This window comes from Streptomyces sp. NPDC055025, from assembly GCF_053608565.1.
Window position 1 is genome coordinate 56,704 of the sequence record NZ_JBSGVS010000042.1, and the last position, 22,211, is coordinate 78,914.

General features: G+C 66.6%; 16 protein-coding genes. 4 read left to right on the top strand and 12 right to left on the bottom strand.

Features of this window, described 5'->3' with window-relative positions; genetic code table 11:
• Positions 1-71: 71 nt before the first annotated feature.
• Together ACWGDX_RS25020 and ACWGDX_RS25025 are read right to left on the bottom strand one after the other, a co-directional pair.
• On the bottom strand, positions 72-278 hold the full coding sequence (locus ACWGDX_RS25020; RefSeq protein WP_453628927.1) for a DUF397 domain-containing protein: 207 nt from the start codon (positions 276-278) through the stop codon (positions 72-74).
• Positions 275-1,150, bottom strand: a complete 876-nt coding sequence (locus ACWGDX_RS25025; protein WP_453628929.1) for a helix-turn-helix domain-containing protein — start codon at positions 1,148-1,150, stop codon at positions 275-277. Before ACWGDX_RS25025 ends, ACWGDX_RS25020 begins: the two co-directional genes overlap by 4 nt.
• Positions 1,151-1,315: 165 nt before the next feature.
• On the opposite strand from ACWGDX_RS25025, the gene ACWGDX_RS25030 reads away from it, so the two are divergent.
• Together ACWGDX_RS25030 and ACWGDX_RS25035 are read left to right on the top strand one after the other, a co-directional pair.
• Positions 1,316-1,777, top strand: coding sequence for an ATP-binding protein (locus ACWGDX_RS25030; protein ID WP_453628931.1), 462 nt, complete (start codon positions 1,316-1,318; stop codon positions 1,775-1,777).
• Between the two features lie 1,355 nt (positions 1,778-3,132).
• Complete coding sequence (locus tag ACWGDX_RS25035) at positions 3,133-4,449, top strand: ThuA domain-containing protein (RefSeq protein WP_453628932.1); 1,317 nt, start codon at positions 3,133-3,135, stop codon at positions 4,447-4,449.
• A gap of 570 nt (positions 4,450-5,019) precedes the next feature.
• Here ACWGDX_RS25035 and tuf read toward each other — a convergent pair.
• From tuf to rpsL, 4 genes are all read right to left on the bottom strand, one after another.
• On the bottom strand, positions 5,020-6,213 hold the full coding sequence (gene tuf / locus ACWGDX_RS25040) for an elongation factor Tu (RefSeq protein ID WP_363085196.1): 1,194 nt from the start codon (positions 6,211-6,213) through the stop codon (positions 5,020-5,022).
• Positions 6,214-6,366: 153 nt separating this feature from the next.
• Positions 6,367-8,493: an elongation factor G gene (gene fusA / locus ACWGDX_RS25045; protein ID WP_382856383.1), complete on the bottom strand. Its 2,127-nt coding sequence runs from the start codon at positions 8,491-8,493 to the stop codon at positions 6,367-6,369.
• Between the two features lie 38 nt (positions 8,494-8,531).
• Positions 8,532-9,002, bottom strand: a complete 471-nt coding sequence (gene rpsG, locus ACWGDX_RS25050) for a 30S ribosomal protein S7 (protein WP_030742163.1) — start codon at positions 9,000-9,002, stop codon at positions 8,532-8,534.
• A 2-nt stretch (positions 9,003-9,004) separates the two neighbouring features.
• Positions 9,005-9,376: a 30S ribosomal protein S12 gene (gene rpsL / locus ACWGDX_RS25055; protein WP_003948652.1), complete on the bottom strand. Its 372-nt coding sequence runs from the start codon at positions 9,374-9,376 to the stop codon at positions 9,005-9,007.
• 373 nt (positions 9,377-9,749) lie between these two features.
• Here rpsL and ACWGDX_RS25060 point away from each other — a divergent pair, with 373 nt between their 5' ends.
• Both ACWGDX_RS25060 and ACWGDX_RS25065 read left to right on the top strand, forming a co-directional pair.
• The gene (locus ACWGDX_RS25060) at positions 9,750-10,466 is read left to right on the top strand and encodes a Crp/Fnr family transcriptional regulator (protein ID WP_453628935.1); all 717 of its coding nucleotides are present in this window, start codon (positions 9,750-9,752) and stop codon (positions 10,464-10,466) included.
• A 189-nt stretch (positions 10,467-10,655) separates the two neighbouring features.
• Positions 10,656-10,946, top strand: coding sequence for a hypothetical protein (locus ACWGDX_RS25065; protein ID WP_453628937.1), 291 nt, complete (start codon positions 10,656-10,658; stop codon positions 10,944-10,946).
• Positions 10,947-11,018: 72 nt separating this feature from the next.
• On the opposite strand, the gene ACWGDX_RS25070 is transcribed toward ACWGDX_RS25065, so the two are convergent.
• The 6 genes from ACWGDX_RS25070 to rplA form a co-directional block, all read right to left on the bottom strand.
• The gene (locus tag ACWGDX_RS25070; RefSeq protein WP_363081965.1) at positions 11,019-14,921 is read right to left on the bottom strand and encodes a DNA-directed RNA polymerase subunit beta'; all 3,903 of its coding nucleotides are present in this window, start codon (positions 14,919-14,921) and stop codon (positions 11,019-11,021) included.
• A 127-nt stretch (positions 14,922-15,048) separates the two neighbouring features.
• A complete protein-coding gene (gene rpoB / locus ACWGDX_RS25075) occupies positions 15,049-18,531 on the bottom strand; it encodes a DNA-directed RNA polymerase subunit beta (RefSeq protein ID WP_453628939.1) in 3,483 nt (1,160 codons plus the stop codon).
• A gap of 583 nt (positions 18,532-19,114) precedes the next feature.
• Positions 19,115-19,498 carry a 50S ribosomal protein L7/L12 gene (rplL, locus tag ACWGDX_RS25080; RefSeq protein ID WP_453628941.1) on the bottom strand — a complete coding sequence of 128 codons (384 nt, stop codon included), beginning with the start codon at positions 19,496-19,498 and terminating at the stop codon, positions 19,115-19,117.
• 84 nt (positions 19,499-19,582) lie between these two features.
• Positions 19,583-20,143 carry a 50S ribosomal protein L10 gene (gene rplJ, locus ACWGDX_RS25085; RefSeq protein ID WP_363081962.1) on the bottom strand — a complete coding sequence of 187 codons (561 nt, stop codon included), beginning with the start codon at positions 20,141-20,143 and terminating at the stop codon, positions 19,583-19,585.
• Positions 20,144-20,406: 263 nt separating this feature from the next.
• Entirely contained in the window at positions 20,407-21,285 is an 879-nt protein-coding gene (locus tag ACWGDX_RS25090; RefSeq protein WP_453628943.1) for a DUF6612 family protein, read from the bottom strand.
• A 183-nt stretch (positions 21,286-21,468) separates the two neighbouring features.
• On the bottom strand, positions 21,469-22,191 hold the full coding sequence (gene rplA, locus ACWGDX_RS25095; protein ID WP_066942722.1) for a 50S ribosomal protein L1: 723 nt from the start codon (positions 22,189-22,191) through the stop codon (positions 21,469-21,471).
• Positions 22,192-22,211: the final 20 nt, after the last annotated feature.

The following is a 22,211-nucleotide window of genomic DNA, read 5'->3' on the forward strand; positions in this document are numbered from 1 at the left end:
ACAGCACCGGCAAAGCACCGTCCAACAGGACGCGGAGGCATCAGTCCGCCGGGGGTATCGCCTCGCCTGGCTCAGCGCTCGGTGGCGTAGCTGACGAAGTCGGCCCAGGCGGTGGGGGTGAGGGCGAGGTGGGGGCGGTGGGGGTTCTTGGAGTCGCGGACGAGGACGGTGTCGGACGTGGGCGCGACTTCCACGCAGTCGTTGTCATTGCTGCCGCTGTAGCTGCTCTTGAACCACTCCAGCCCGGAAGCGTTCCCGGCAGAGAAGTCGCGGATCATGTCTCCCCCAGCACTTTCTCGATGAAGGCCAGCGACTCCCGTGGGTTGAGAGCCTGCGATCGGATGATTCCATACCGAAGGTCAAGAACCTGGGCCTCTCTCGGGTCGGAGAGCAGACGGGTGGTGAGCTGCCCCGCCACGTATCCCACCGCCGAGCCGTCCCTGAGCTTCAGCACTTGGAGTTCACCACCCATTCCGGCGTGGTCCTCGCGGTCCGTCGGCATCACCTGGATCTCGACATGCCTCAACCGGGCCATCTCCAGCAGGTGTTCGAGCTGTCGACGCAGCACCATTCTGCCCCCGATGGGCCGCCGTAGAGTGACCTCTTCCAGGACAAAGGTGAGCGTGACCAGCGGTGAGCGGTCGAAGATCTCCTGCCGTGCGAGACGGGCGGACACATACCGGTCCTGATCGTCCGGAGAGAGGGCCGGGCGCCGGACATCGAACAGCGCCCTCGTGTACTCCTCGGTCTGCAACAGACCATGGATGTTGTGGTTGAGGTAGGCCCCGATCTCAACAGCCTCCGCTTCCAGCTTGGCCAGATCGCGGACCTTCTTCGGGTAGCGGGCCTCCTGCACGTCCCTCTTCATCGCGGAGAGCTTTCCGCCCGCGCCCAGCACCTCGTCCGCGCGGTCCAGGAACTCCGGCCTGGGGATGCGCTTGCCGGCCTCCAGTTTGTAGATCTGGTTCTCGCCGTAGCCGACCGCCGTGCCGAACTCCACCTGCTTCAGCCCCGCCGCCTCGCGCCAGAGCTTGATCTGCCGGGCGACCGCCGCGATCACCGCGCCGGAGTCGTCGCCGCCTTCGGGTTCCCAGTCGGGCTCGTCCGCGCCGTCCGTCGTGTAGTCCGTACTACCGCTGTCGATACTCACCGTGGGCCCTCCGACCGGCTTGTCGTCCTACCGCCGACGCCCACGCGAGGTCACGGTGTACAGCCCTGACAAGCGCCGCCGGGATCCGCGCCACAACAGGACGGTCACCGTCCGTATGGGCTTCGTCACTTTTCAGCCTACGCAGACCCGGCCACGCTGTGTGATGTGAATCTCGAAAATAGTGATCGCTCCCCTTCGGCCCCATCGACGCTTCCGGCCCGGAAGTTCTGCGTCCGCCTGTCCTCGACCCGCCGGGGCGCCCGGCTCGCGCGGCTGCTCACGGTGGAGCGACTGCGCTCGTGGGAGACGCCCTTCGAGACGGCGGCGCTCGTCGTGGCCGAACTGGCGTCGAACGCCGCGCTGCACGGAAGCGCCACCGGACGGGACTTCCGGCTCACTCTCACCCTCGCGACGGAGGACACGCTCCGTATCGAGGTGACCGACACCCGCCCGGGGCAGGTGCCGACCGTACGAACGGGCGCCCCGCTGGACAGCGAGGGCGGGCGTGGACTGCAACTGGTCGACGCGCTGGCGGACCGCTGGGGCATCACGAGCAGGCCCGGCGCCCACAAGACGGTCTGGGCCGAACTGGGAACGGGAGCCGGCGGGGCCGCAGTCGGGCCGTAACGCGAATGGGTCCACTGCGGGTGAGGACCGAGGGGTAGTCGGGGTGGGCCGGGTGGTCCCGTGCCACGCGGGGGCCGCCCCTCTGGCTTTGAGTTTCGCGATTGCGGGCCGGGCGTCAAGGGCGCTCCTTCGTCGCGTCGGCAAGCCGATTCCGCTGCGCTCCACCCTTGACTCCCGTCCCTCCATCGCAAGTGCGGATCAGTGGGAGGGGCGGCCCGGGGGAAGGGGTCCCCGGGGGGGCTCAGATGGGGGTGCCTGTTTCCTTCCCGGCCTCGGGTTGGTGGGCCCTGCGGGGCTGCGCGGCAGTGGAGTGGGGCGGCCCGGCACCGGCTCAGCGACAGACCGTCCGCTGCCTGTTGGGGTTCAGTCCCGCGCCTGGGCTGGGTGGTTGGTGGGGTGGGTGTGTCCGTGACGGGCGCTGATGGGCCAGTTGAAGGCCTCTTTGCGCTCAGGGACCCGCCTAACGCACCTGAGGACACACGACCGCCCCACAGCACTCCCCAACCCCCTTCCAAATAGGTTCATATAGGGCATCAGTGGGGGTTGGTGAGCGCCTTTCCCCGGGGGCCGGGCGGCGATGGGTCCTGCGATGTCCTTCGGACGTCTCTTGCGTCCTAGTGACGCGAGAAGCGTCCCGACAGGTCCCCGACCGGCGAAAAGGGAAGACGCACCGGCCCGTCCGGGCCGTCGAGGGCGCGCGCTCGTCCGCCTGGCGCTTGGGGTGCCACGTCACCACGAATCTCAGACACGGGACTGAACCCCAGCAAGCAGCGGACAGAAAGCCGCCGAGCCGGTGTCGTCACCGCCCCATTCCACTGCCGCGCAGCCCCGCAGGGCCCACCGGGCCGCAGGCCGGGAAAGAAACCAGCACCCCGAACCCAGCCCCCCGGGGACCCCTTCCCCCGGGCCGCCCCTCCCACTGATCCGCACTTGCGATGGAGGGACGGGAGTCAAGGGTGAAGCGCAGCGGAATCGGCTTGCCGACGCGACGGAGGAGCGCCCTTGACGCCCGACCCGCAATCGCGAAACTCAAACCCAGAGGGGCGGCCCCCACGCGGCACCAAACCACCCGGCCCACCCCGACTACCCCTCGGCCCTCACCCGCACCAACCCACCCCACCCCACCCCACCCCCCAACGCACCACCCCCACCCCCTCCCCAGAACATTGGTCCATACCAACACCTTGACGTGGCGTGAGTTCACTTCTTAAATCACGAGCGGACCACCTGCGTGAACGCGTGTCATATACATGACACATGCGACACATACGACACGCCCGCACGACGCGCACGCACACCCCGCAGGCGGTCCACGCACCCCCCACTTGTTGGCAGAAGAAGGGATCGTCCCCGCGATGACCACGACCAGAGACAGGGGTCGCCTGAGGAGCACCGGTATCCGGCTCCTCGCGTTGCTCGCCGTACTCCTCGGCCTGACCGCCGCTCCCGCCGCCCACGGGGCCGTTCAGAAGGCGAACGCCGCCGCGCCGTTCAAGATATTGGCGTTCTACAACGGCACCTGGGACGACGCCCACATCAGCTTCGTACGGGAAGCCAACACCTGGTTCCCCCAGCAGGCCGCCGCCAACAACTTCTCGTACACGGCGACCAACAACTGGAACCAGCTCACGAACATCACCAAGGACCAGTACCAGGTGGTGCTCTTCCTCGACGACGCGCCGCAGACGGCCGCGCAGCGGTCGGGCTTCGAGCGGTACATGCGCAGCGGCGGGGCCTGGATGGGCTTCCATGTCTCCGCGTTCACCACCAACGCGGGCGGCTGGTCCTGGTACTACAACGACTTCCTCGGCTCCGGGAACTTCCGGTCGAACACCTGGGGTCCGACGACCGCGACGCTCAAGGTCGAGGACCGTGCGCACCCCACGACCGTGGGGCTGCCCGGCACGTTCACCTCGTCGGTCAGCGAGTGGTACAGCTGGTCCAACGACCTCAGGACCCGCTCGAACATCAAGATCCTGTCGTCGGTCGACCCGGTGAGCTTCCCGCTCGGTACGGACCCCAACCAGTCCTGGTACAGCGGCTACTACCCGATCATGTGGACCAACACCGGCTACAAGATGATCTACGCCAACTTCGGGCACAACGCCATGAACTACAGCACGGGCCAGACGCTCTCCTCCACCTTCGGCAGCGCGACCCAGAACCGTTTCATCCTGGACAGCCTCAAGTGGCTCGGTACGGGTGAGGGCGGTGACCCGACGCCGCCGCAGGGGCCGATCAACGAGTCCGCCTGGTACTCGCTGGTGAACGCCGGCAACAACCTGTGCCTGGACGCCCGCGCCGCGGCAACCGCGAACGGCACGGCGATCCAGCAGTACACCTGCAACAGCACGCTGGCCCAGCAGTACCAGATCCGCGCCACGGACAGCGGCTTCTCCCGTATCGGTCCGCGCGCCAACGCCCAGCAGGCCGTCGACGTCACCGATGTCTCGACCGCCGACAACGCCCCGATCCAGCTCTGGAACTACACCGGCGGCCTGAACCAGCAGTGGCAGGCCGTGGCGGAGAGCTCGGGCCGCTACCACTTCACCGCCCGGCACAGCGGCAAGTGCCTGAGCGCCCCGGACACCGCCGCCTCCGGTACCCAGCTCATCCAGCGCCCCTGCAACGGCTCGGCGGCCCAGTCCTTCCAGCTCGTCCAGCAGCCCTGACCTACGCCTGACCCACACCTGACCCATCCTGCCCATACCTGCCCGACCCCCGCTGGATCCCCGCCCGCCCCAGCCCGCACTCAAGCAGCCACCCCGGCCCTCCAGTGCTGCGGATCACCCACCTGGGTGACCCGCAGCACTGGAGGGCCTTTTCGTGCCGTGGCAGGTCAGCAGGTGGAAGCCCTCCCCGAAGAGCACTCGAAGGGGCCGGCCCGGAAGAGCGGGCCCCGCGGAGCAGCACGGCATGACCGCGGTCCGCCATCTCGCCGACTCCACGGCCGTATGGCGTATCCAGCGCGACCGCAAACTGAACGGCCTGTGGGGCCATGAGCTCGACGAGGGAGCCATCGGATCCTGCGCCCCACAGCGCACGGAATTCCGGCAGTCCGCCCGGAGCCTTGACGAGTACGACAAGCCACCCCCCACACCCACCCCACCCCCCCACCCCCACCACAAAGGCCCCGCACCGCCGTCCTCACGGACGGGATACGGGGCCCCTGCTGGGATGCTCCCTGGTTGCTCCGCGGAGGGACTCTCCGAGAAGCGGCCTGGTCGGTCCAGATCAGTGAACTACTTGTTGATCTTGGTGACCTGGCCGGCGCCGACGGTCCGGCCACCCTCACGGATGGCGAACTTGAGGCCCTCCTCCATGGCGACGGGCTGGATCAGCTCGACCGTCATGACGGTGTTGTCGCCCGGCATGACCATCTCGGTGCCCTCGGGGAGGGTCACCACGCCGGTCACGTCCGTGGTACGGAAGTAGAACTGCGGGCGGTAGTTGTTGAAGAAGGGGGTGTGACGGCCACCCTCGTCCTTCGACAGGATGTAGGCCTGGGCCTCGAAGCTGGTGTGCGGCGTGACCGAACCCGGCTTGATGATGACCTGGCCGCGCTCGACGTCCTCGCGCTTGATGCCACGGAGGAGCAGACCGACGTTCTCACCGGCCTGGCCCTCGTCGAGCAGCTTGCGGAACATCTCGATGCCGGTGACCGTGGTGGTGGTCTTCTCGGTCTTGATACCGACGATGTCGACGGTCTCGTTGACCTTGAGGACACCACGCTCGATACGACCGGTGACGACGGTGCCACGACCGGTGATCGTGAAGACGTCCTCGATCGGCATCAGGAACGGCTTGTCGACGTCACGCTCGGGCTGCGGGATCGCCTCGTCGACGGCGGCCATCAGGTCCAGGACCGTCTGGCCCCACTCCTTGTCGCCCTCGAGCGCCTTGAGCGCCGAGACCTTGACGACCGGCAGGTCGTCGCCCGGGAACTCGTACTCGGAGAGGAGCTCACGGACCTCGAGCTCGACGAGCTCCAGGATCTCCTCGTCGTCCACCATGTCGGCCTTGTTCAGGGCGACGACGATGTACGGCACGCCGACCTGGCGGGCCAGGAGCACGTGCTCCTTGGTCTGCGGCATCGGGCCGTCGGTGGCGGCGACCACGAGGATGGCGCCGTCCATCTGCGCCGCACCCGTGATCATGTTCTTGATGTAGTCCGCGTGACCGGGGCAGTCGACGTGCGCGTAGTGACGCGACTCGGTCTGGTACTCGACGTGCGCGATGGAGATGGTGATACCGCGCTGGCGCTCCTCAGGAGCCTTGTCGATCTGGTCGAAGGCCGAGGCCTCGTTCAGGTTCGGAAACGCGTCATGCAGCACCTTGGTAATGGCGGCCGTGAGGGTCGTCTTACCGTGGTCGATGTGACCGATGGTGCCGATGTTGACGTGCGGCTTAGTCCGCTCGAACTTCGCCTTCGCCACTGGGGTCCTCCTGTGGAGTGGTTCTGTACGCCTTACTCATCGGCGCCAGGTGATCTTTGCTGGGATGCCGGGGCCCGGGGTGTTCCCTCCGTGATCCGGCGGGAACACCCCAGGGCTTGCCGGTGACAAGCCTAAAGCGTGAGCTCGGGAGAGTTACTCGCCCTTGGCCTTCGCGATGATCTCCTCGGCGACGTTCCGCGGAACCTCGGCGTAGGAGTCGAACTGCATCGAGTAGCTTGCGCGACCCGAGGTCTTGCTTCGGAGGTCTCCGACATAGCCGAACATCTCCGAGAGCGGCACCAGGCCCTTGATGACCCGGGCGCCGGCCCGCTCCTCCATGGCCTGGATCTGGCCACGGCGGGAGTTGATGTCGCCGATGACATCGCCCATGTAGTCCTCGGGCGTGGTCACCTCGACGGCCATCATCGGCTCCAGGAGCACGGGGGACGCCTTGCGGGCACCCTCCTTGAACGCCTGCGAACCGGCGATCTTGAACGCCAGCTCGGAGGAGTCGACCTCGTGGTACGCACCGTCGAGCAGCGTGATACGTACGCCGGTCATCTCGTAACCGGCCAGGATGCCGAACTGCATGGCTTCCTGCGCACCCGCGTCGACCGAAGGGATGTACTCCTTCGGGATACGGCCACCGGTGACCTTGTTCACGAACTCGTACGAGGCGTCGCCACCCTCGATCGGCTCGATCGAGATCTGCACCTTCGCGAACTGGCCGGTACCACCGGTCTGCTTCTTGTGGGTGTAGTCCACCCGCTCGACGGCCTTGCGGATCGTCTCACGGTAAGCGACCTGCGGCTTGCCGACGTTCGCCTCGACGCGGAACTCGCGCTTCATACGGTCGACCAGGACCTCGAGGTGAAGCTCGCCCATACCGCCGATGACGGTCTGGCCGGTCTCCTCGTTGGTGTGCACCTGGAAGGAGGGGTCCTCCTCCGCGAGCCGCTGGATGGCGACACCCAGCTTCTCCTGGTCACCCTTGGACTTGGGCTCGATCGCGACCTCGATCACCGGCGCCGGGAAGTCCATGGACTCCAGGATCACCGGGTTCTTCTCGTCGCACAGCGTCTCACCGGTGGTGGTCTGCTTCAGGCCCATCACGGCGACGATGTCGCCGGCGCCCACCGCCTCGATCTCCTCACGCTTGTTCGCGTGCATACGGTAGATCTTGCCGATGCGCTCCTTGCGGCCCTTCACGGAGTTCAGCACGGCGGAGCCGGACTCCAGACGGCCGGAGTACACCCGGACGAAGGTGAGCTTGCCGAGGTGCGGGTCGCTCATGATCTTGAACGCCAGCGCCGACAGCGGCTCGTCGAAGGACGGCTTGCGCGTGATGACCTTCTCGGGGTCCTTCACGTCGTGGCCGTCGATGCCCTCGACGTCCAGCGGAGACGGCAGGTAGCGCACGACCGCGTCGAGCAGGGGCTGAACGCCCTTGTTCTTGAACGCGGTTCCGCAGAACACCGGGGTGATGGTGACGCCGTCGGACTTGCCGGAGGCGATGGTGATACGGCGGATGGCCGCGTAGAGCTGCTCCACGGTGGGCTCGACGCCCTCCAGGTACAGCTCCATCAGCTCGTCGTCGTTCTCCGAGACGACCTCGAGCAGCTTGCCGCGCCACTCCTCGGCCGCCTCGGTGTGCGTGGCCGGGATGTCGACGACGTCGTACATCTCGCCCTTGGCCGCCTCGGCGGACCACACGAGGGCCTTCATCGACACGAGGTCGACGACGCCCTTGAAGTCCATCTCGGCACCGATCGGAAGCTGCATGACGATCGGGGTCGCGCCGAGGCGGTCCGAGATCATGTCGACGCAGCGGTGGAACTCCGCGCCGGTCCGGTCGAGCTTGTTGACGAAGCAGATACGGGGCACGCCGTAACGGTCGGCCTGACGCCACACCGTCTCGGACTGCGGCTCCACACCCGCGACACCGTCGAACACGGTGACGGCACCGTCGAGCACGCGGAGCGAACGCTCCACCTCGACCGTGAAGTCCACGTGACCAGGGGTGTCAATGATGTTGATGGTGTGGTCGACGTCCTCGAGCGGCCAGTGACAGGTGGTCGCGGCGGACGTGATCGTGATGCCGCGCTCCTGCTCCTGCTCCATCCAGTCCATCGTGGCAGCGCCGTCGTGGACCTCACCGATCTTGTAGCTCACACCGGTGTAGAAAAGGATGCGCTCGGTGGTCGTCGTCTTGCCCGCGTCGATGTGGGCCATGATCCCGATGTTGCGGACCTTGGCCAGGTCAAGCGAAGTGGTGGCCATGAGGCTCAATCTTCTCTCGGTCTCGATGGGGGTAGCGACTACCAGCGGTAGTGCGCGAAGGCCTTGTTGGACTCGGCCATCTTGTGCGTGTCCTCACGCTTCTTGACCGAGGCGCCCAGACCGTTGGAGGCGTCGAGCAGCTCGTTCATGAGGCGTTCGGTCATGGTCTTCTCGCGACGGGCGCGGGAGTAACCCACGACCCAGCGGAGTGCGAGGGTGGCGGCACGACCGGGCTTGACCTCGATCGGCACCTGGTAGGTGGCACCACCGACACGGCGGGACTTGACCTCAAGCGTGGGCTTGACGTTCTCAAGCGCGCGCTTCAGCGTGATGACCGGGTCGTTGCCGGTCTTCTCGCGGAGACCTTCCATCGCGCCGTACACGATCCGCTCGGCGGTGGAACGCTTGCCGTTGAGCAGGATCTTGTTGATCAGCGAGGTGACAAGAGGAGAACCGTAGACCGGGTCGATGATGACCGGGCGCTTCGGGGCGGGGCCCTTACGAGGCATTCTTACTTCTCCTTCTTGGCGCCGTAGCGGCTGCGGGCCTGCTTGCGGTTCTTGACACCCTGAGTGTCGAGGGAGCCGCGGATGATCTTGTAACGAACACCAGGCAGGTCCTTCACACGGCCACCACGCACGAGCACGATGGAGTGCTCCTGCAGGTTGTGTCCCTCACCCGGAATGTAGGCCGTGACCTCGATGCCGGAGGTCAGACGCACACGCGCGACCTTCCGGAGGGCCGAGTTCGGCTTCTTCGGGGTGGTCGTGAACACACGCGTGCAGACACCGCGACGCTGAGGGGAACCCTCGAGCGCGGGCGTCTTGTTCTTCTCGACCTTGTCCTGCCGGCCCTTCCGGACCAGCTGCTGGATCGTAGGCACTACTTCTCCGGTTTCTGTGTGCCGTTAGTACAACTAACCTGGAACGACTCCGACCCACGCGGTCGGGTGTGTCGAATGCTGCATGACCCCGCCGAAGGCGAGGAAGGCGCAGATCACGGTGGCCAATACTCGAACTCGCCATGCGGCTGAAGACACGCACAGGAGCCCAGGCACACCCCAGGCACAAGGTCTGAGCGTACCTACCTCATCGACTCCGGTCAAAACAAATGCCCTGGGCCGGACACGCCGTACTGCCGCCGGAAAGACGCCGCGCCGAGATTCCCGCTTTCCCAGGGTAAACACGCCGTTCTTCCTGCATGTACTCGTCACTTTCAGTAGCTTGTCCTGTTCATCAGGACGATCGGGGGAGCTCATGTCCGTATCGGAATTACCCGAAGAAGCGGGGCTGGACGACTGTGTTCCGTTTCTGGCCCGGCTGGAGCGTGAGGACCGGGCGTCGCTGCTGGCACTGGGCAGCGCCCTCCGCTTCGCCCCTCGTACGCCCCTCATCCACCAGCACGAACCGTCCACCCATGTCCTGCTCATCCTGCGCGGCTGGACAAAGGTGACGGCATCGGCCGCCAACGGGTACGAGGCGCTGCTCGCCCTGCGCGGCCCCGGCGACATCGTCGGCGAGTCCGCGGCGCTCACCGGCCGGGTACGGGCGGCCACCGTGACCGCGCTGGAACAGGTGGAGGCGGTCGCGGTCGAGCACGACCGGTTCCGTGAATACCTCGCGGGTTCACCCCAGGTTTCGCTGAAATTGCTCGGACTCACCGCCGACCGCACCAGGGCGGCGGACAGACGGCGGCTTGAATTCGGCTCGATGAGCGTACGGGAACGCTTCGCCGTGCTGCTGCTCGATCTGGCGCGTACGCACGGCCGGCGCACGGAGGAGGGCATCGAACTGTCCGTACCGCTCAGCAAACAGGAGCTGGCGGGGTCCGTCGGCGCCTCCCGCGAGATGGTGCAGCGGCTGCTCAAGGACTTGCGGGACCGGCAGGCGGTGGTCACGGGCCGGCGCACGATGCTGATCCTGCGGCCGGAGGTGCTCCGGCAGATCGCGCGCTCAGGTCCGGGCGCGCCGTAGCCCTCCCCCCTCCGCCCCGTCCCCCGCCACGCCGATTTCCACGCCCTTCACGGTCACTCTGTGCGAGCACGGGGATCACTCGGGTGACTCTGTGCACACGGTCACACTTCCAGTGCCGGTGTCGAGGCGGAGACCTACGAGCTCTGGGTACGGGCCGACCAGCACGCGGCTGCCCTGGGCTTCGCCCCGATGCTCGCGGCCGTACTCCACAAACTGCGTCTGGCGGACCAGCAGCGGGAGGCCATGGCCATGGCGCGGCACGGCGGTGTCCCCATGCGGGAGAGCGCCCTCTCGAAGCTGCTCTCGTCCCACCCCGACCACTACACCCGGCTGCACCATCTCCAGCCGTATCTGCCACCGCAGCCACCGCAGCCACTCCAGCCGCCCCCGCCCCCGCCCCCGCCACCGCAGCCGCAGCCGCAGCCGCACATCCCGCAGTCCCCATATCCTCAGCCGCCCTCGTACCCTCAGCACCGCTGAGCGGGGCACGGCCCCGGACATGCCGGAGGGCGGCCACCCGTACGGATGGCCGCCCTCCGGTTCGCTCACGCCTTACTGGTTGTACGGACCGTAGTCGTAGTCCTCCAGCGGGACGGCCTGGCCGGAGCCGGTGCCGAACGGCGAGTAGTCGATGTCGTCGTAGCCCACGGCCGAGTACATCGCGGCCTTGGCCTCCTCGGTCGGCTCGACCCGGATGTTGCGGTAGCGGGACAGACCCGTACCGGCCGGGATGAGCTTACCGATGATGACGTTCTCCTTGAGGCCGATCAGGGAGTCCGACTTGGCGTTGATCGCCGCGTCGGTGAGGACCCTGGTCGTCTCCTGGAAGGACGCCGCCGACAGCCACGACTCGGTGGCCAGCGAGGCCTTGGTGATACCCATGAGCTGCGGACGGCCGGAGGCCGGGTGGCCGCCTTCCGTGACCACACGGCGGTTCTCGGTCTCGAACTTCGACCGCTCCACCAGCTCGCCGGGCAGCAGCTCCGCGTCGCCGGACTCGATGATCGTCACACGGCGCAGCATCTGCCGGATGATGATCTCGATGTGCTTGTCGTGGATCGACACACCCTGCGAGTTGTAGACCTTCTGGACCTCGCCGACCAGGTGGACCTGGACCGCGCGCTGACCGAGGATCCGCAGCACGTCGTGCGGGTTGGTGGCGCCCACGGTGAGCTTCTGGCCCACCTCGACGTGGTCGCCCTCCTCCACCAGCAGCCGGGCGCGCTTCGAGATCGGGAACGCCGTCTCGTCGCTGCCGTCGTCCGGGGTGACGACCAGCTTCTTGGTCTTCTCCGTCTCCTCGATACGGACGCGGCCGGCCGCCTCCGAGATCGGGGCGACACCCTTGGGCGTACGGGCCTCGAAGAGCTCGACGACTCGGGGCAGACCCTGGGTGATGTCGTCACCGGCCACACCACCGGTGTGGAAGGTACGCATCGTGAGCTGGGTACCGGGCTCACCGATGGACTGGGCGGCGATGATGCCGACCGCCTCACCGATGTCGACCAGCTTGCCGGTGGCCAGCGAGCGTCCGTAGCAGAAGGCACAGGTGCCGACCGCGGACTCACAGGTCAGGACCGAGCGGGTCTTGACCTCCTCGACCCCGGCGTTCACCAGCGCGTCGATCAGGACATCGCCCAGGTCGACATTGGCCGGCGCGATGACCTTGCCGTCGATGACGACGTCCTCGGCGAGCATCCGCGCGTACACGGAGGTCTCGACGTCCTCCGTCTTGTGGAGCACACCGTCGGCGCCCTTGACCGCGATCTTCAGCTTGAGGCCGCGGTCGGTGCCGCAGTCCTCCTCGCGGATGATCACGTCCTGCGAGACGTCCACCAGACGACGGGTCAGGTAACCCGAGTCGGCGGTACGCAGGGCGGTGTCGGCCAGACCCTTACGGGCACCGTGCGTGGAGATGAAGTACTCCAGCACGGACAGGCCCTCACGGAAGGACGCCTTGATGGGACGCGGGATCGTCTCGTTCTTGGCGTTCGACACCAGACCACGCATACCGGCGATCTGACGCATCTGCATCATGTTTCCACGCGCGCCCGAGTTCACCATCATGAAGATGGGGTTGGTCTTCGGGAAGTTCGCGTTCATCGCCTCGGCGACCTCGTTGGTCGCCTTGGTCCAGATCGTGATCAGTTCCTGCGTGCGCTCCTGCTTGGTGATCAGACCGCGCTCGTACTGCTTCTGGACCTTCTCGTCCTGTGCCTCGTAACCCTGGACGATCGCCTTCTTCGCCTCGGGCACGACCACGTCGGAGATGGCCACGGTGACACCGGAACGGGTCGCCCAGTAGAAGCCCGCCGCCTTCAGGTTGTCGAGCGTCGCCGCCACGATGACCTTGGGGTAGCGCTCGGCCAGGTCGTTGACGATCTCGGAGAGCTGCTTCTTGCCCACCGAGTAGTCGACGAACGGGTAGTCCTCGGGCAGCAGCTCGTTGAAGAGCGCGCGGCCCAGGGTCGTACGCAGCCGGAAGCTGTCGCCCTGCTGGTAGTCCTGCTGCTCGCCGTCCTCGACCGCCGGCGGGGTCCAGCCGCGCGGCGGGATAGTGCCCACCGGGAAGCGGATGTCGACCTTCGCCTGGAGCGAGAGCTCCCGGTTGTCGAACGCCATGGTCGCCTCGGCGCTGGAGCCGAAGGACCGGCCCACGCCCTTGACCTCGCGCTCCTCCTCGTCCGTGGTGAGGAAGAAGAGACCGAGCACCATGTCCTGGGTGGGCATGGTGACCGGACGGCCGTCGGCCGGCTTGAGGATGTTGTTCGAGGACAGCATCAGGATGCGGGCCTCGGCCTGCGCCTCCGCGGAGAGCGGCAGGTGGACGGCCATCTGGTCACCGTCGAAGTCCGCGTTGAACGCGGTGCAGACGAGCGGGTGGATCTGGATGGCCTTGCCCTCGACGAGCTGCGGTTCGAAGGCCTGGATACCGAGGCGGTGCAGGGTCGGCGCACGGTTCAGCAGCACCGGGTGCTCGGCGATGACCTCTTCGAGCACGTCGTACACGACCGTACGGCCGCGCTCGACCATGCGCTTGGCCGACTTGATGTTCTGCGCGTGGTTCAGGTCCACCAGGCGCTTCATCACGAACGGCTTGAAGAGCTCCAGCGCCATGGCCTTCGGCAGACCGCACTGGTGCAGCTTGAGCTGCGGGCCGACGACGATCACGGAACGGGCCGAGTAGTCGACGCGCTTGCCGAGCAGGTTCTGACGGAAACGGCCCTGCTTGCCCTTGAGCATGTCGCTCAGGGACTTCAGCGGGCGGTTACCGGGACCGGTCACCGGACGGCCGCGGCGGCCGTTGTCGAACAGCGCGTCGACGGCCTCCTGGAGCATCCGCTTCTCGTTGTTCACGATGATCTCGGGGGCACCGAGGTCGAGAAGGCGCTTGAGGCGGTTGTTCCGGTTGATCACACGGCGGTACAGGTCGTTCAGGTCGGAGGTCGCGAAGCGGCCACCGTCGAGCTGCACCATCGGACGCAGGTCCGGCGGGATCACCGGGACGCAGTCCAGCACCATGCCCTTGGGGCTGTTGCTCGTCTGGAGGAACGCGGAGACGACCTTGAGGCGCTTGAGCGCGCGGGTCTTCTTCTGGCCCTTGCCGGTACGGATGATCTCGCGGAGGCGCTCGGCCTCCTCGTCCAGGTCGAAGGACTCCAGCCGCTTCTGGAGCGCGGCGGCGCCCATCGAACCGTCGAAGTACGTGCCGAAGCGGTCACGCAGCTCGCGGTAGAGCAGCTCGTCGCCCTCCAGGTCCTGGACCTTGAGGTTCTTGAAGCGGTTCCACACCTCGTCGAGACGGTCGATCTCGCGCTGCGCGCGGTCACGGAGCTGCTTCATCTCACGCTCGGCGCCCTCGCGCACCTTGCGGCGCACATCGGCCTTGGCGCCCTCGGCCTCCAGCTCGGCCAGGTCGGTCTCAAGCTTCTTGGCGCGGGCTTCGAGGTCGGCGTCGCGGCGGTTCTCGACCTGCTGGCGCTCGACGGAGACATGGGCCTCCAGCGAGGGCAGGTCGCGCGTACGGCGCTCCTCGTCCACGAACGTGATCATGTACGCGGCGAAGTAGATGACCTTCTCCAGGTCCTTCGGCGCGAGGTCGAGCAGATACCCGAGGCGCGACGGGACGCCCTTGAAGTACCAGATGTGGGTGACGGGCGCGGCCAGTTCGATATGGCCCATCCGCTCACGGCGCACCTTGGCGCGCGTGACCTCGACGCCACAGCGCTCACAGATGATGCCCTTGAAGCGGACACGCTTGTACTTGCCGCAGTAGCACTCCCAGTCCCGGGTGGGGCCGAAGATCTTCTCGCAGAAGAGTCCGTCCTTCTCGGGCTTGAGCGTGCGGTAGTTGATGGTCTCCGGCTTCTTCACTTCGCCGTGGGACCAGGTCCGGATGTCGTCCGCGGTGGCGAGGCCGATCCGCAGCTCGTCGAAGAAGTTGACGTCGAGCACTTGTCGTCAATCCCTCTTTCGGGGGTTCGAGCCCCCTCGCGTCAGCGAGAAATATGGGGCACTTCAGCAATGGTCTGAACGGGTCCGGGGAGAGCCGGCCGGATACGGGATCCGGCCGGCCAACCCGTCAGACCTCTTCGACGCTGCTCGGCTCGCGCCGGGACAGGTCGATACCGAGCTCCTCCGCCGCGCGGAAGACGTCCTCGTCCGTGTCGCGCATCTCGATGGACATACCGTCCGAGGACAGCACCTCCACGTTGAGGCAGAGCGACTGCATTTCCTTGATGAGCACCTTGAAGGACTCGGGAATGCCGGGCTCGGGGATGTTCTCGCCCTTGACGATGGCCTCGTAGACCTTCACGCGGCCGGTCACGTCGTCGGACTTGATCGTCAGCAGCTCCTGGAGGGCGTACGCGGCGCCATAAGCCTCCAGCGCCCACACCTCCATCTCACCGAAGCGCTGACCGCCGAACTGGGCCTTACCACCCAGCGGCTGCTGGGTGATCATCGAGTACGGACCGGTCGAACGCGCGTGCAGCTTGTCGTCGACCAGGTGGTGGAGCTTGAGGATGTACATGTACCCGATCGAGATCGGGTCCGGGAACGGCTCACCGGAGCGGCCGTCGAACAGATGGGCCTTGCCGGACGGCTGCACCATCCGGTTGCCGTCGCGGTTGGGGATCGTGGCCTCGAAGAGACCGGAGATCTCGTCCTCGCGCGCGCCGTCGAAGACCGGGGTGGCGACATTGGTACCGGGGGCGACCTCGTCGGCGCCGATGACCTTCAGCCGCTCCATCCACTCGTCGCTGCCCTCGACCTTCCAGCCCTGGCTGGCGAGCCAGCCGAGATGGATCTCCAGGACCTGCCCCGGGTTCATCCGGGACGGGACACCCAGCGGGTTGAGGATGATGTCGACCGGGGTGCCGTCCTCCAGGAACGGCATGTCCTCGATCGGCAGGATCTTCGAGATGACGCCCTTGTTGCCGTGGCGTCCGGCGAGCTTGTCACCGTCGGTGATCTTGCGCTTCTGCGCGACGTACACGCGGACGAGCTGGTTCACGCCCGGCGGCAGTTCGTCGCCCTCCTCGCGGTCGAAGACCCGTACGCCGATGACCTTGCCGGTCTCGCCGTGCGGCACCTTCAGCGAGGTGTCACGGACCTCACGGGCCTTCTCGCCGAAGATCGCGCGGAGCAGACGCTCCTCCGGGGTCAGCTCGGTCTCGCCCTTGGGCGTGACCTTGCCGACCAGGATGTCCCCGGCGACGACCTCGGCACCGATACGGATGATGCCGCGCTCGTCGAGGTCCGCGAGGACCTCCTCGGAGACGTTCGGGATGTCCCGGGTGATCTCCTCGGGTCCGAGCTTGGTGTCACGGGCGTCGACCTCGTGCTCCTCGATGTGGATCGAGGAGAGGACGTCGTCCTGGACCAGCCGCTGGCTGAGGATGATCGCGTCTTCGTAGTTGTGGCCCTCCCACGGCATGAACGCCACGAGAAGGTTCTTGCCGAGTGCCATCTCGCCGAGCTGGGTGGCCGGACCGTCCGCGAGCACCTGGTTCTCGACGACCCGGTCGCCCTCGTTGACGACGACCTTCTGGTTGACCGAGGTGCCCTGGTTGGAGCGGGAGAACTTGGCGATGCGGTACGTGGTGTACGTGCCGTCGTCATTGGCGACGGTGATGTAGTCCGCGGATACCTCCTGGACCACACCCGCCTTCTCCGCCTTGATCACATCGCCGGCGTCGACCGCGCAGCGGTACTCCATACCGGTGCCGACGAGCGGCGCCTCGGAGGTGATCAGGGGCACGGCCTGACGCATCATGTTCGCGCCCATGAGGGCGCGGTTGGCGTCGTCGTGCTCCAGGAACGGGATCATGGCGGTCGCGACCGACACCATCTGGCGCGGCGAGACATCCATGTAGTCGACGTCCGTGCCGGGCACGTAGTCGACCTCACCGCCACGGCGGCGGACCAGGACACGGGGCTCGGTGAAGCGCAGATCGTCGGAGAGGATCGCGTTCGCCTGGGCGATGACGAACCTGTCCTCCTCGTCGGCGGTCAGGTAGTCGACCTCGTCGGTGACCTGGCCGTCGGTGACCTTGCGGTACGGGGTCTCGACGAAACCGAACGCGTTGACCCGGCCGTACGAGGCGAGCGAGCCGATCAGACCGATGTTCGGGCCTTCGGGGGTCTCGATCGGGCACATGCGGCCGTAGTGCGACGGGTGCACGTCACGGACCTCGAAGCCGGCCCGCTCACGGGAGAGACCACCCGGGCCAAGAGCCGACAGACGGCGCTTGTGGGTGAGACCCGACAGCGGGTTGTTCTGGTCCATGAACTGCGAGAGCTGGCTGGTGCCGAAGAACTCCTTGATGGAGGCGACGACCGGCCGGATGTTGATCAGCGTCTGCGGCGTGATCGCCTCGACGTCCTGGGTCGTCATGCGCTCACGCACGACGCGCTCCATCCTCGCCAGACCCGTACGGACCTGGTTCTGGATGAGCTCGCCGACATTGCGCAGACGGCGGTTGCCGAAGTGGTCGATGTCGTCGGTCTCGACGACGATCGTGGTGCCGTTCTCGCCGACCGTCTCGGTCTCCCCGGCGTGCAGCTTGACCAGGTACTTGATGGTCGCGATGACATCGTCGGTGGTGAGCACGCCGGCGTCCAGCGGCTCGTCGGCGCCGAGCTTCTTGTTCACCTTGTACCGGCCGACCTTGGCGAGGTCGTACCGCTTGGGGTTGAAGTAGAGGTTCTCGAGCAGCGTCTGAGCCGCCTCACGCGTCGGGGGCTCACCCGGGCGCAGCTTGCGGTAGATGTCGAGCAGCGCGTCGTCCTGGCCCTGGGTGTGGTCCTTCTCCAGGGTGGCGCGCATGGACTCGTACTCGCCGAACTCGTCCAGGATCTGCTCGGTCGTCCAGCCGAGAGCCTTGAGGAGGACGGTCACGGACTGCTTGCGCTTGCGGTCGATACGGACACCGACCATGTCGCGCTTGTCGATCTCCATCTCCAGCCAGGCACCCCGGGACGGGATGATCTTGGCGGAGTAGATGTCCTTGTCGGACGTCTTGTCGATCGAGGAGTCGAAGTAGACACCCGGCGAGCGGACGAGCTGGGACACCACGACACGCTCGGTGCCGTTGATGACGAAGGTGCCCTTGTTGGTCATGAGCGGGAAGTCGCCCATGAAGACCGTCTGGGACTTGATCTCGCCGGTCTCGTTGTTGGTGAACTCGGCCGTGACGAAGAGCGGGGCGGCGAACGTGAAGTCGCGCTCCTTGCACTCGTCGATCGAGTTCTTGGAGGGCTCGAAGCGGTGGTCGCGGAAGGTCAGCGACATCGACCCGGAGAAGTCCTCGATCGGGGAGATCTCCTCGAAGATCTCCTCCAGACCGGACTTCCTGGGGACGTCCTGCCCGTTCTCGAGAGCCGCCTCGACACGAGCCTTCCAAGCGGCATTGCCGAGCAGCCAGTCAAAGCTCTCGGTCTGCAGCGCAAGGAGGTTCGGAACCTCGAGGGGCTCCTTGATCTTTGCAAAGGAGATGCGCAGCGGGGCGGTGCTGGCGCCGTTGTTCGTATTCGCGGTCGAGGCGTTGCGCGAGGCGGCCAAGAGGGGGTCCTTCCGAGGGCTCGGACTCACTACGCGCGTACCGGTCCCAAGCAGGGCACGGAGAGAGAAAGCCCACTTCAGGGCCTTCAACCACCGATGCTCATACGAGGGGGTGCCCCTGGTGACGGGCAGGGAGCAGCTAACAGGCAGCGCAAAGGGTCAGTGTAGCCACTTGGCACACTGATGTCCAGAGCGGGTTTTCCGACACCCTCGTTGTTCTCAACACCCTTGTCTCAACTGCGGCAAGCCTTCGCGCCGTAGGCGCACATCGATACTGCCCTCTTCGCCGTCGATCCATGCCTCGGATCCGGATCGATTGTGCCGACTGTGCGACGCGTTCCTGAGAATTGCGCGCTGCGTGCGGTTCGTCAAGGCCCCCCACCCCCTGCGGAGCGTGACCGGGCGTACCGAAGCACGGCGATGATCACGATACTCGTCGCCAACGGAAGAGCAAGGCAGCCCCCACGGGAACGCGGAAGGGCGACCACCCGACTGGGTGATCGCCCCGCGCGTCAACATCGCGCCTCATGGCGCCGAGACCGCCTCCAGGCGCCCGAGGGCGGCGGTGGCGGGCTCGCAGGGGTTACTTGACCTCGACGGAGGCGCCGGCGCCCTTGAGGGACTCGGCGGCCTTCTCGGCGGCCTCCTTGGCGACCTTCTCCAGAACGGCCTTCGGGGCGCCGTCGACGAGGTCCTTGGCCTCCTTCAGACCCAGCGAGGTCAGCTCACGCACGACCTTGATGACCTGGATCTTCTTCTCGCCGGCACCGGTGAGGATGACGTCGAACTCGTCCTGCTCCTCGACGGCCTCGACCGGGGCACCGGGGACACCGGCGGCCGGGGCGGCGACCGCGGCGGCGGCGGTGACGTCGAACTTCTCCTCGAAGGCCTTCACGAACGCGGAGAGCTCGATGAGGGTCATGTCCTCGAACTGCGCGAGCAGGTCTTCCTGGCTGAGCTTCGCCATGATGGCGGTCCTTCCACTAATTCGGCTGGTGCCGTATGTACAGTTCCGCGGGCGTACCGGCCCGCTGCGACCGAACGAGCGTGATTACTCGGAGTCGGCCTCGACGGGAGCCGGCGTACCGGCACCGCCCTGCTCTTCCCTCTTGACGCGAAGCGCTTCCGCCGTGCGGACGAACTTCGACGGAAGGGCCTGGAAGAGCGAGGCAGCCTGCGACTGCTTGCCCTTCATGGCACCTGCCAGCTTGGAGAGCAGAACCTCGCGGGACTCGAGGTCCGCGAGCTTCTTGATCTCATCGGCGCTGAGCGCCTTACCGTCAAGGACGCCGCCCTTGATGATGAGATTCGGGTTGTCCTTGGCGAAGTCACGAAGACCCTTCGCCGACTCCACCGGGTCACCGGTGACGAAGGCAACCGCCGTCGGACCCGAGAACAGGTCGTCCAGCGTGTTGATCCCGGCCTCGTTGGCCGCGATCTTGGTCAGCGTGTTCTTCACCACGGCGTACTGGGCGTTCTCACCGAGAGAACGGCGCAGCTCCTTGAGCTGCGCCACGGTGAGACCCCGGTACTCGGTCAGCACGGCGGCGTTCGAGCTGCGGAACTTGTCCGTCAGCTCGGCCACCGCGGCAGCCTTGTCGGGCCTTGCCATGAGCGTCGGCCTCCTTCCGGGTGATGAGGACCGCTCAGAAGGGGCTGGGCAAAACGAAACGCCCCGGCGCAGGCGCACGGGGCGTAGCTCGACCGAATGGGATCCGGGAGCTGTCCACAGTCACCTGCGCAGGTCGTCCGCAGCTAGCGGATCCTTCGGCCGCCGCACCCTCTTACGAGCACACGGCAACGACCAGCGGTCTTTGGCTTCTCACGAACAGTACGTGAAGGGCGCCGTGCCAGGCAAATCGCGCCGGGAGGCCGTCAGCCGGCCTGGGCGCCTTCCATCATGTCCGCGAGGTCGACGGTCTCGGAGGCAGGCGGAGCCTTGACCGTCACCGGCTTGTTGTAGGCGAGGAACTTGATCGTCATGTCGAGCGGTCCCTTCGTCGCGGCTGCCTGGATACGGAACTGCTTGGTGAGGTCGCCCTTGTCGATCCACATGTCCATCGTCAGCTTGTCGATGCCCATGTCCTCGTACTCCTTGAAGCCCTTCTCACGGCGCTCCTTGGCCTTGGCGTCCTTCTCTTCCTTCAGGCTCTCGCGCAGCTCCGCCAGCGTCAGGGTGCCGGTGTAGTGCGTGGTGGCGACCCCGTCGACGGTCTCCTCGCCGACCTTCTTGAGATCGTCGGCGGCGGTCAGCGAGGCGGACTCCTCGGCGGGGTTCTGGTCGAACTGGCTGGGCAGCCCGGCCGCCGACGATCCCGTCCCGGACGGGTCCATGGGGAACTTCATCCACTTCTTGCCGTCCATCTCGGCGGCGGCTTCCTTGCCTCCGTTGAGATAGAGACCCTCCTCGGTGAGCCGGATCTCGACCTCCTCCTGCTTTCCGTCCACCTCCATGCGCATCGTCATCTGCATGCCCAGCGGCTTCAGCCCCAGCGCCGCGTCGGCCTCGACCGGGCCCTCGCCCGGGATCTTGCCGCTCATGGAGTAGGTGAGCGAGGTGAGGTCCTTGTTGTTGGCGGTCGCCTTCTCGACGGCGGCGACCGGGGACATCTCCACCGTCTTCGCCGCGGCCCTGCCGTCGTCGCTCTTGCCGTCCGCGGCGGGCTTGGTGCTCTCCGCCGAGCAGGCCGCCGTGCCGCAGAGCAGCGCGCCCGCGAGCGCGGTCGCCGCGATGTTCCGATAAGTGGTCTTCATGGATCCCCCCACGAATAAGTAAAAGATCTTGTACGCCCGGCGAACTCTACCGTCCGCCTCTGACAGTGCCCGCTGAATAAACAGCCGGTCCCCGCGCCTCCGGAGAGGTGCGGGGACCGGCCTTTCGTCCGTGCGGTCCGTGCGGTACGACGTGCCGTACGCGTGAGCCGCGGCTGCCGTCGGTCAGACGGCGGCCGGGTCCTCCTCCACGAGGAGGTTGCGCGTGCGGTTGCCGTCCAGCGGGATGCCGGGACCCATCGTCGTCGTCAGGGTCGCCTTCCTGATGTAGCGGCCCTTCGCGGCGGACGGCTTCAGACGGAGGATCTCCTCCAGCGCCGCGGCGTAGTTCTCGACCAGCTTCGTCTCGTCGAAGGAGACCTTGCCGATGATGAAGTGCAGGTTCGAGTGCTTGTCGACACGGAACTCGATCTTGCCGCCCTTGATGTCGTTGACAGCCTTGGTGACATCCGGGGTGACCGTGCCGGTCTTCGGGTTCGGCATCAGACCACGCGGGCCGAGGACACGGCCGAGGCGGCCGACCTTGCCCATGAGGTCCGGGGTGGCGACGACGGCGTCGAAGTCCAGACGGCCCTTCGAGACCTCGTCGATGAGTTCGTCGGCGCCGACGATGTCGGCGCCCGCGGCACGCGCGGCCTCGGCACGGTCACCGGTCGCGAAGACCAGGACCCGGGCGGTCTTGCCGGTGCCGTGCGGAAGGTTCACGGTGCCACGGACCATCTGGTCGGCCTTGCGCGGGTCGACGCCCAGCCGCATGGCCACCTCGACGGTGCCGTCGAACTTGGTGGTGGTGGTGTCCTTGGCGAGACGGACGGCCTCGAGCGGGGCGTAGCTGCGCTCCCGGTCGATCTTGGCGTCCGCGCCGCGGAGAGCCTTGCTGCGCTTCACTTCTTCTCCTGGTGGTTCGT

Bases quoted from the DNA above. Each gene is read 5' to 3' on its own strand.
- ACWGDX_RS25020 (WP_453628927.1), bottom strand. From the start codon at position 278: ATGATCCGCGACTTCTCTGCCGGGAACGCTTCCGGGCTGGAGTGGTTC.
- ACWGDX_RS25035 (WP_453628932.1), top strand. From the start codon at position 3,133: ATGACCACGACCAGAGACAGGGGTCGCCTGAGGAGCACCGGTATCCGG.
- fusA (WP_382856383.1), bottom strand. From the start codon at position 8,493: ATGGCCACCACTTCGCTTGACCTGGCCAAGGTCCGCAACATCGGGATC.
- rpsG (WP_030742163.1), bottom strand. From the start codon at position 9,002: ATGCCTCGTAAGGGCCCCGCCCCGAAGCGCCCGGTCATCATCGACCCG.
- ACWGDX_RS25060 (WP_453628935.1), top strand. From the start codon at position 9,750: ATGTCCGTATCGGAATTACCCGAAGAAGCGGGGCTGGACGACTGTGTT.
- ACWGDX_RS25065 (WP_453628937.1), top strand. From the start codon at position 10,656: ATGCTCGCGGCCGTACTCCACAAACTGCGTCTGGCGGACCAGCAGCGG.
- rplL (WP_453628941.1), bottom strand. From the start codon at position 19,498: ATGGCGAAGCTCAGCCAGGAAGACCTGCTCGCGCAGTTCGAGGACATG.
- rplJ (WP_363081962.1), bottom strand. From the start codon at position 20,143: ATGGCAAGGCCCGACAAGGCTGCCGCGGTGGCCGAGCTGACGGACAAG.
- ACWGDX_RS25090 (WP_453628943.1), bottom strand. From the start codon at position 21,285: ATGAAGACCACTTATCGGAACATCGCGGCGACCGCGCTCGCGGGCGCG.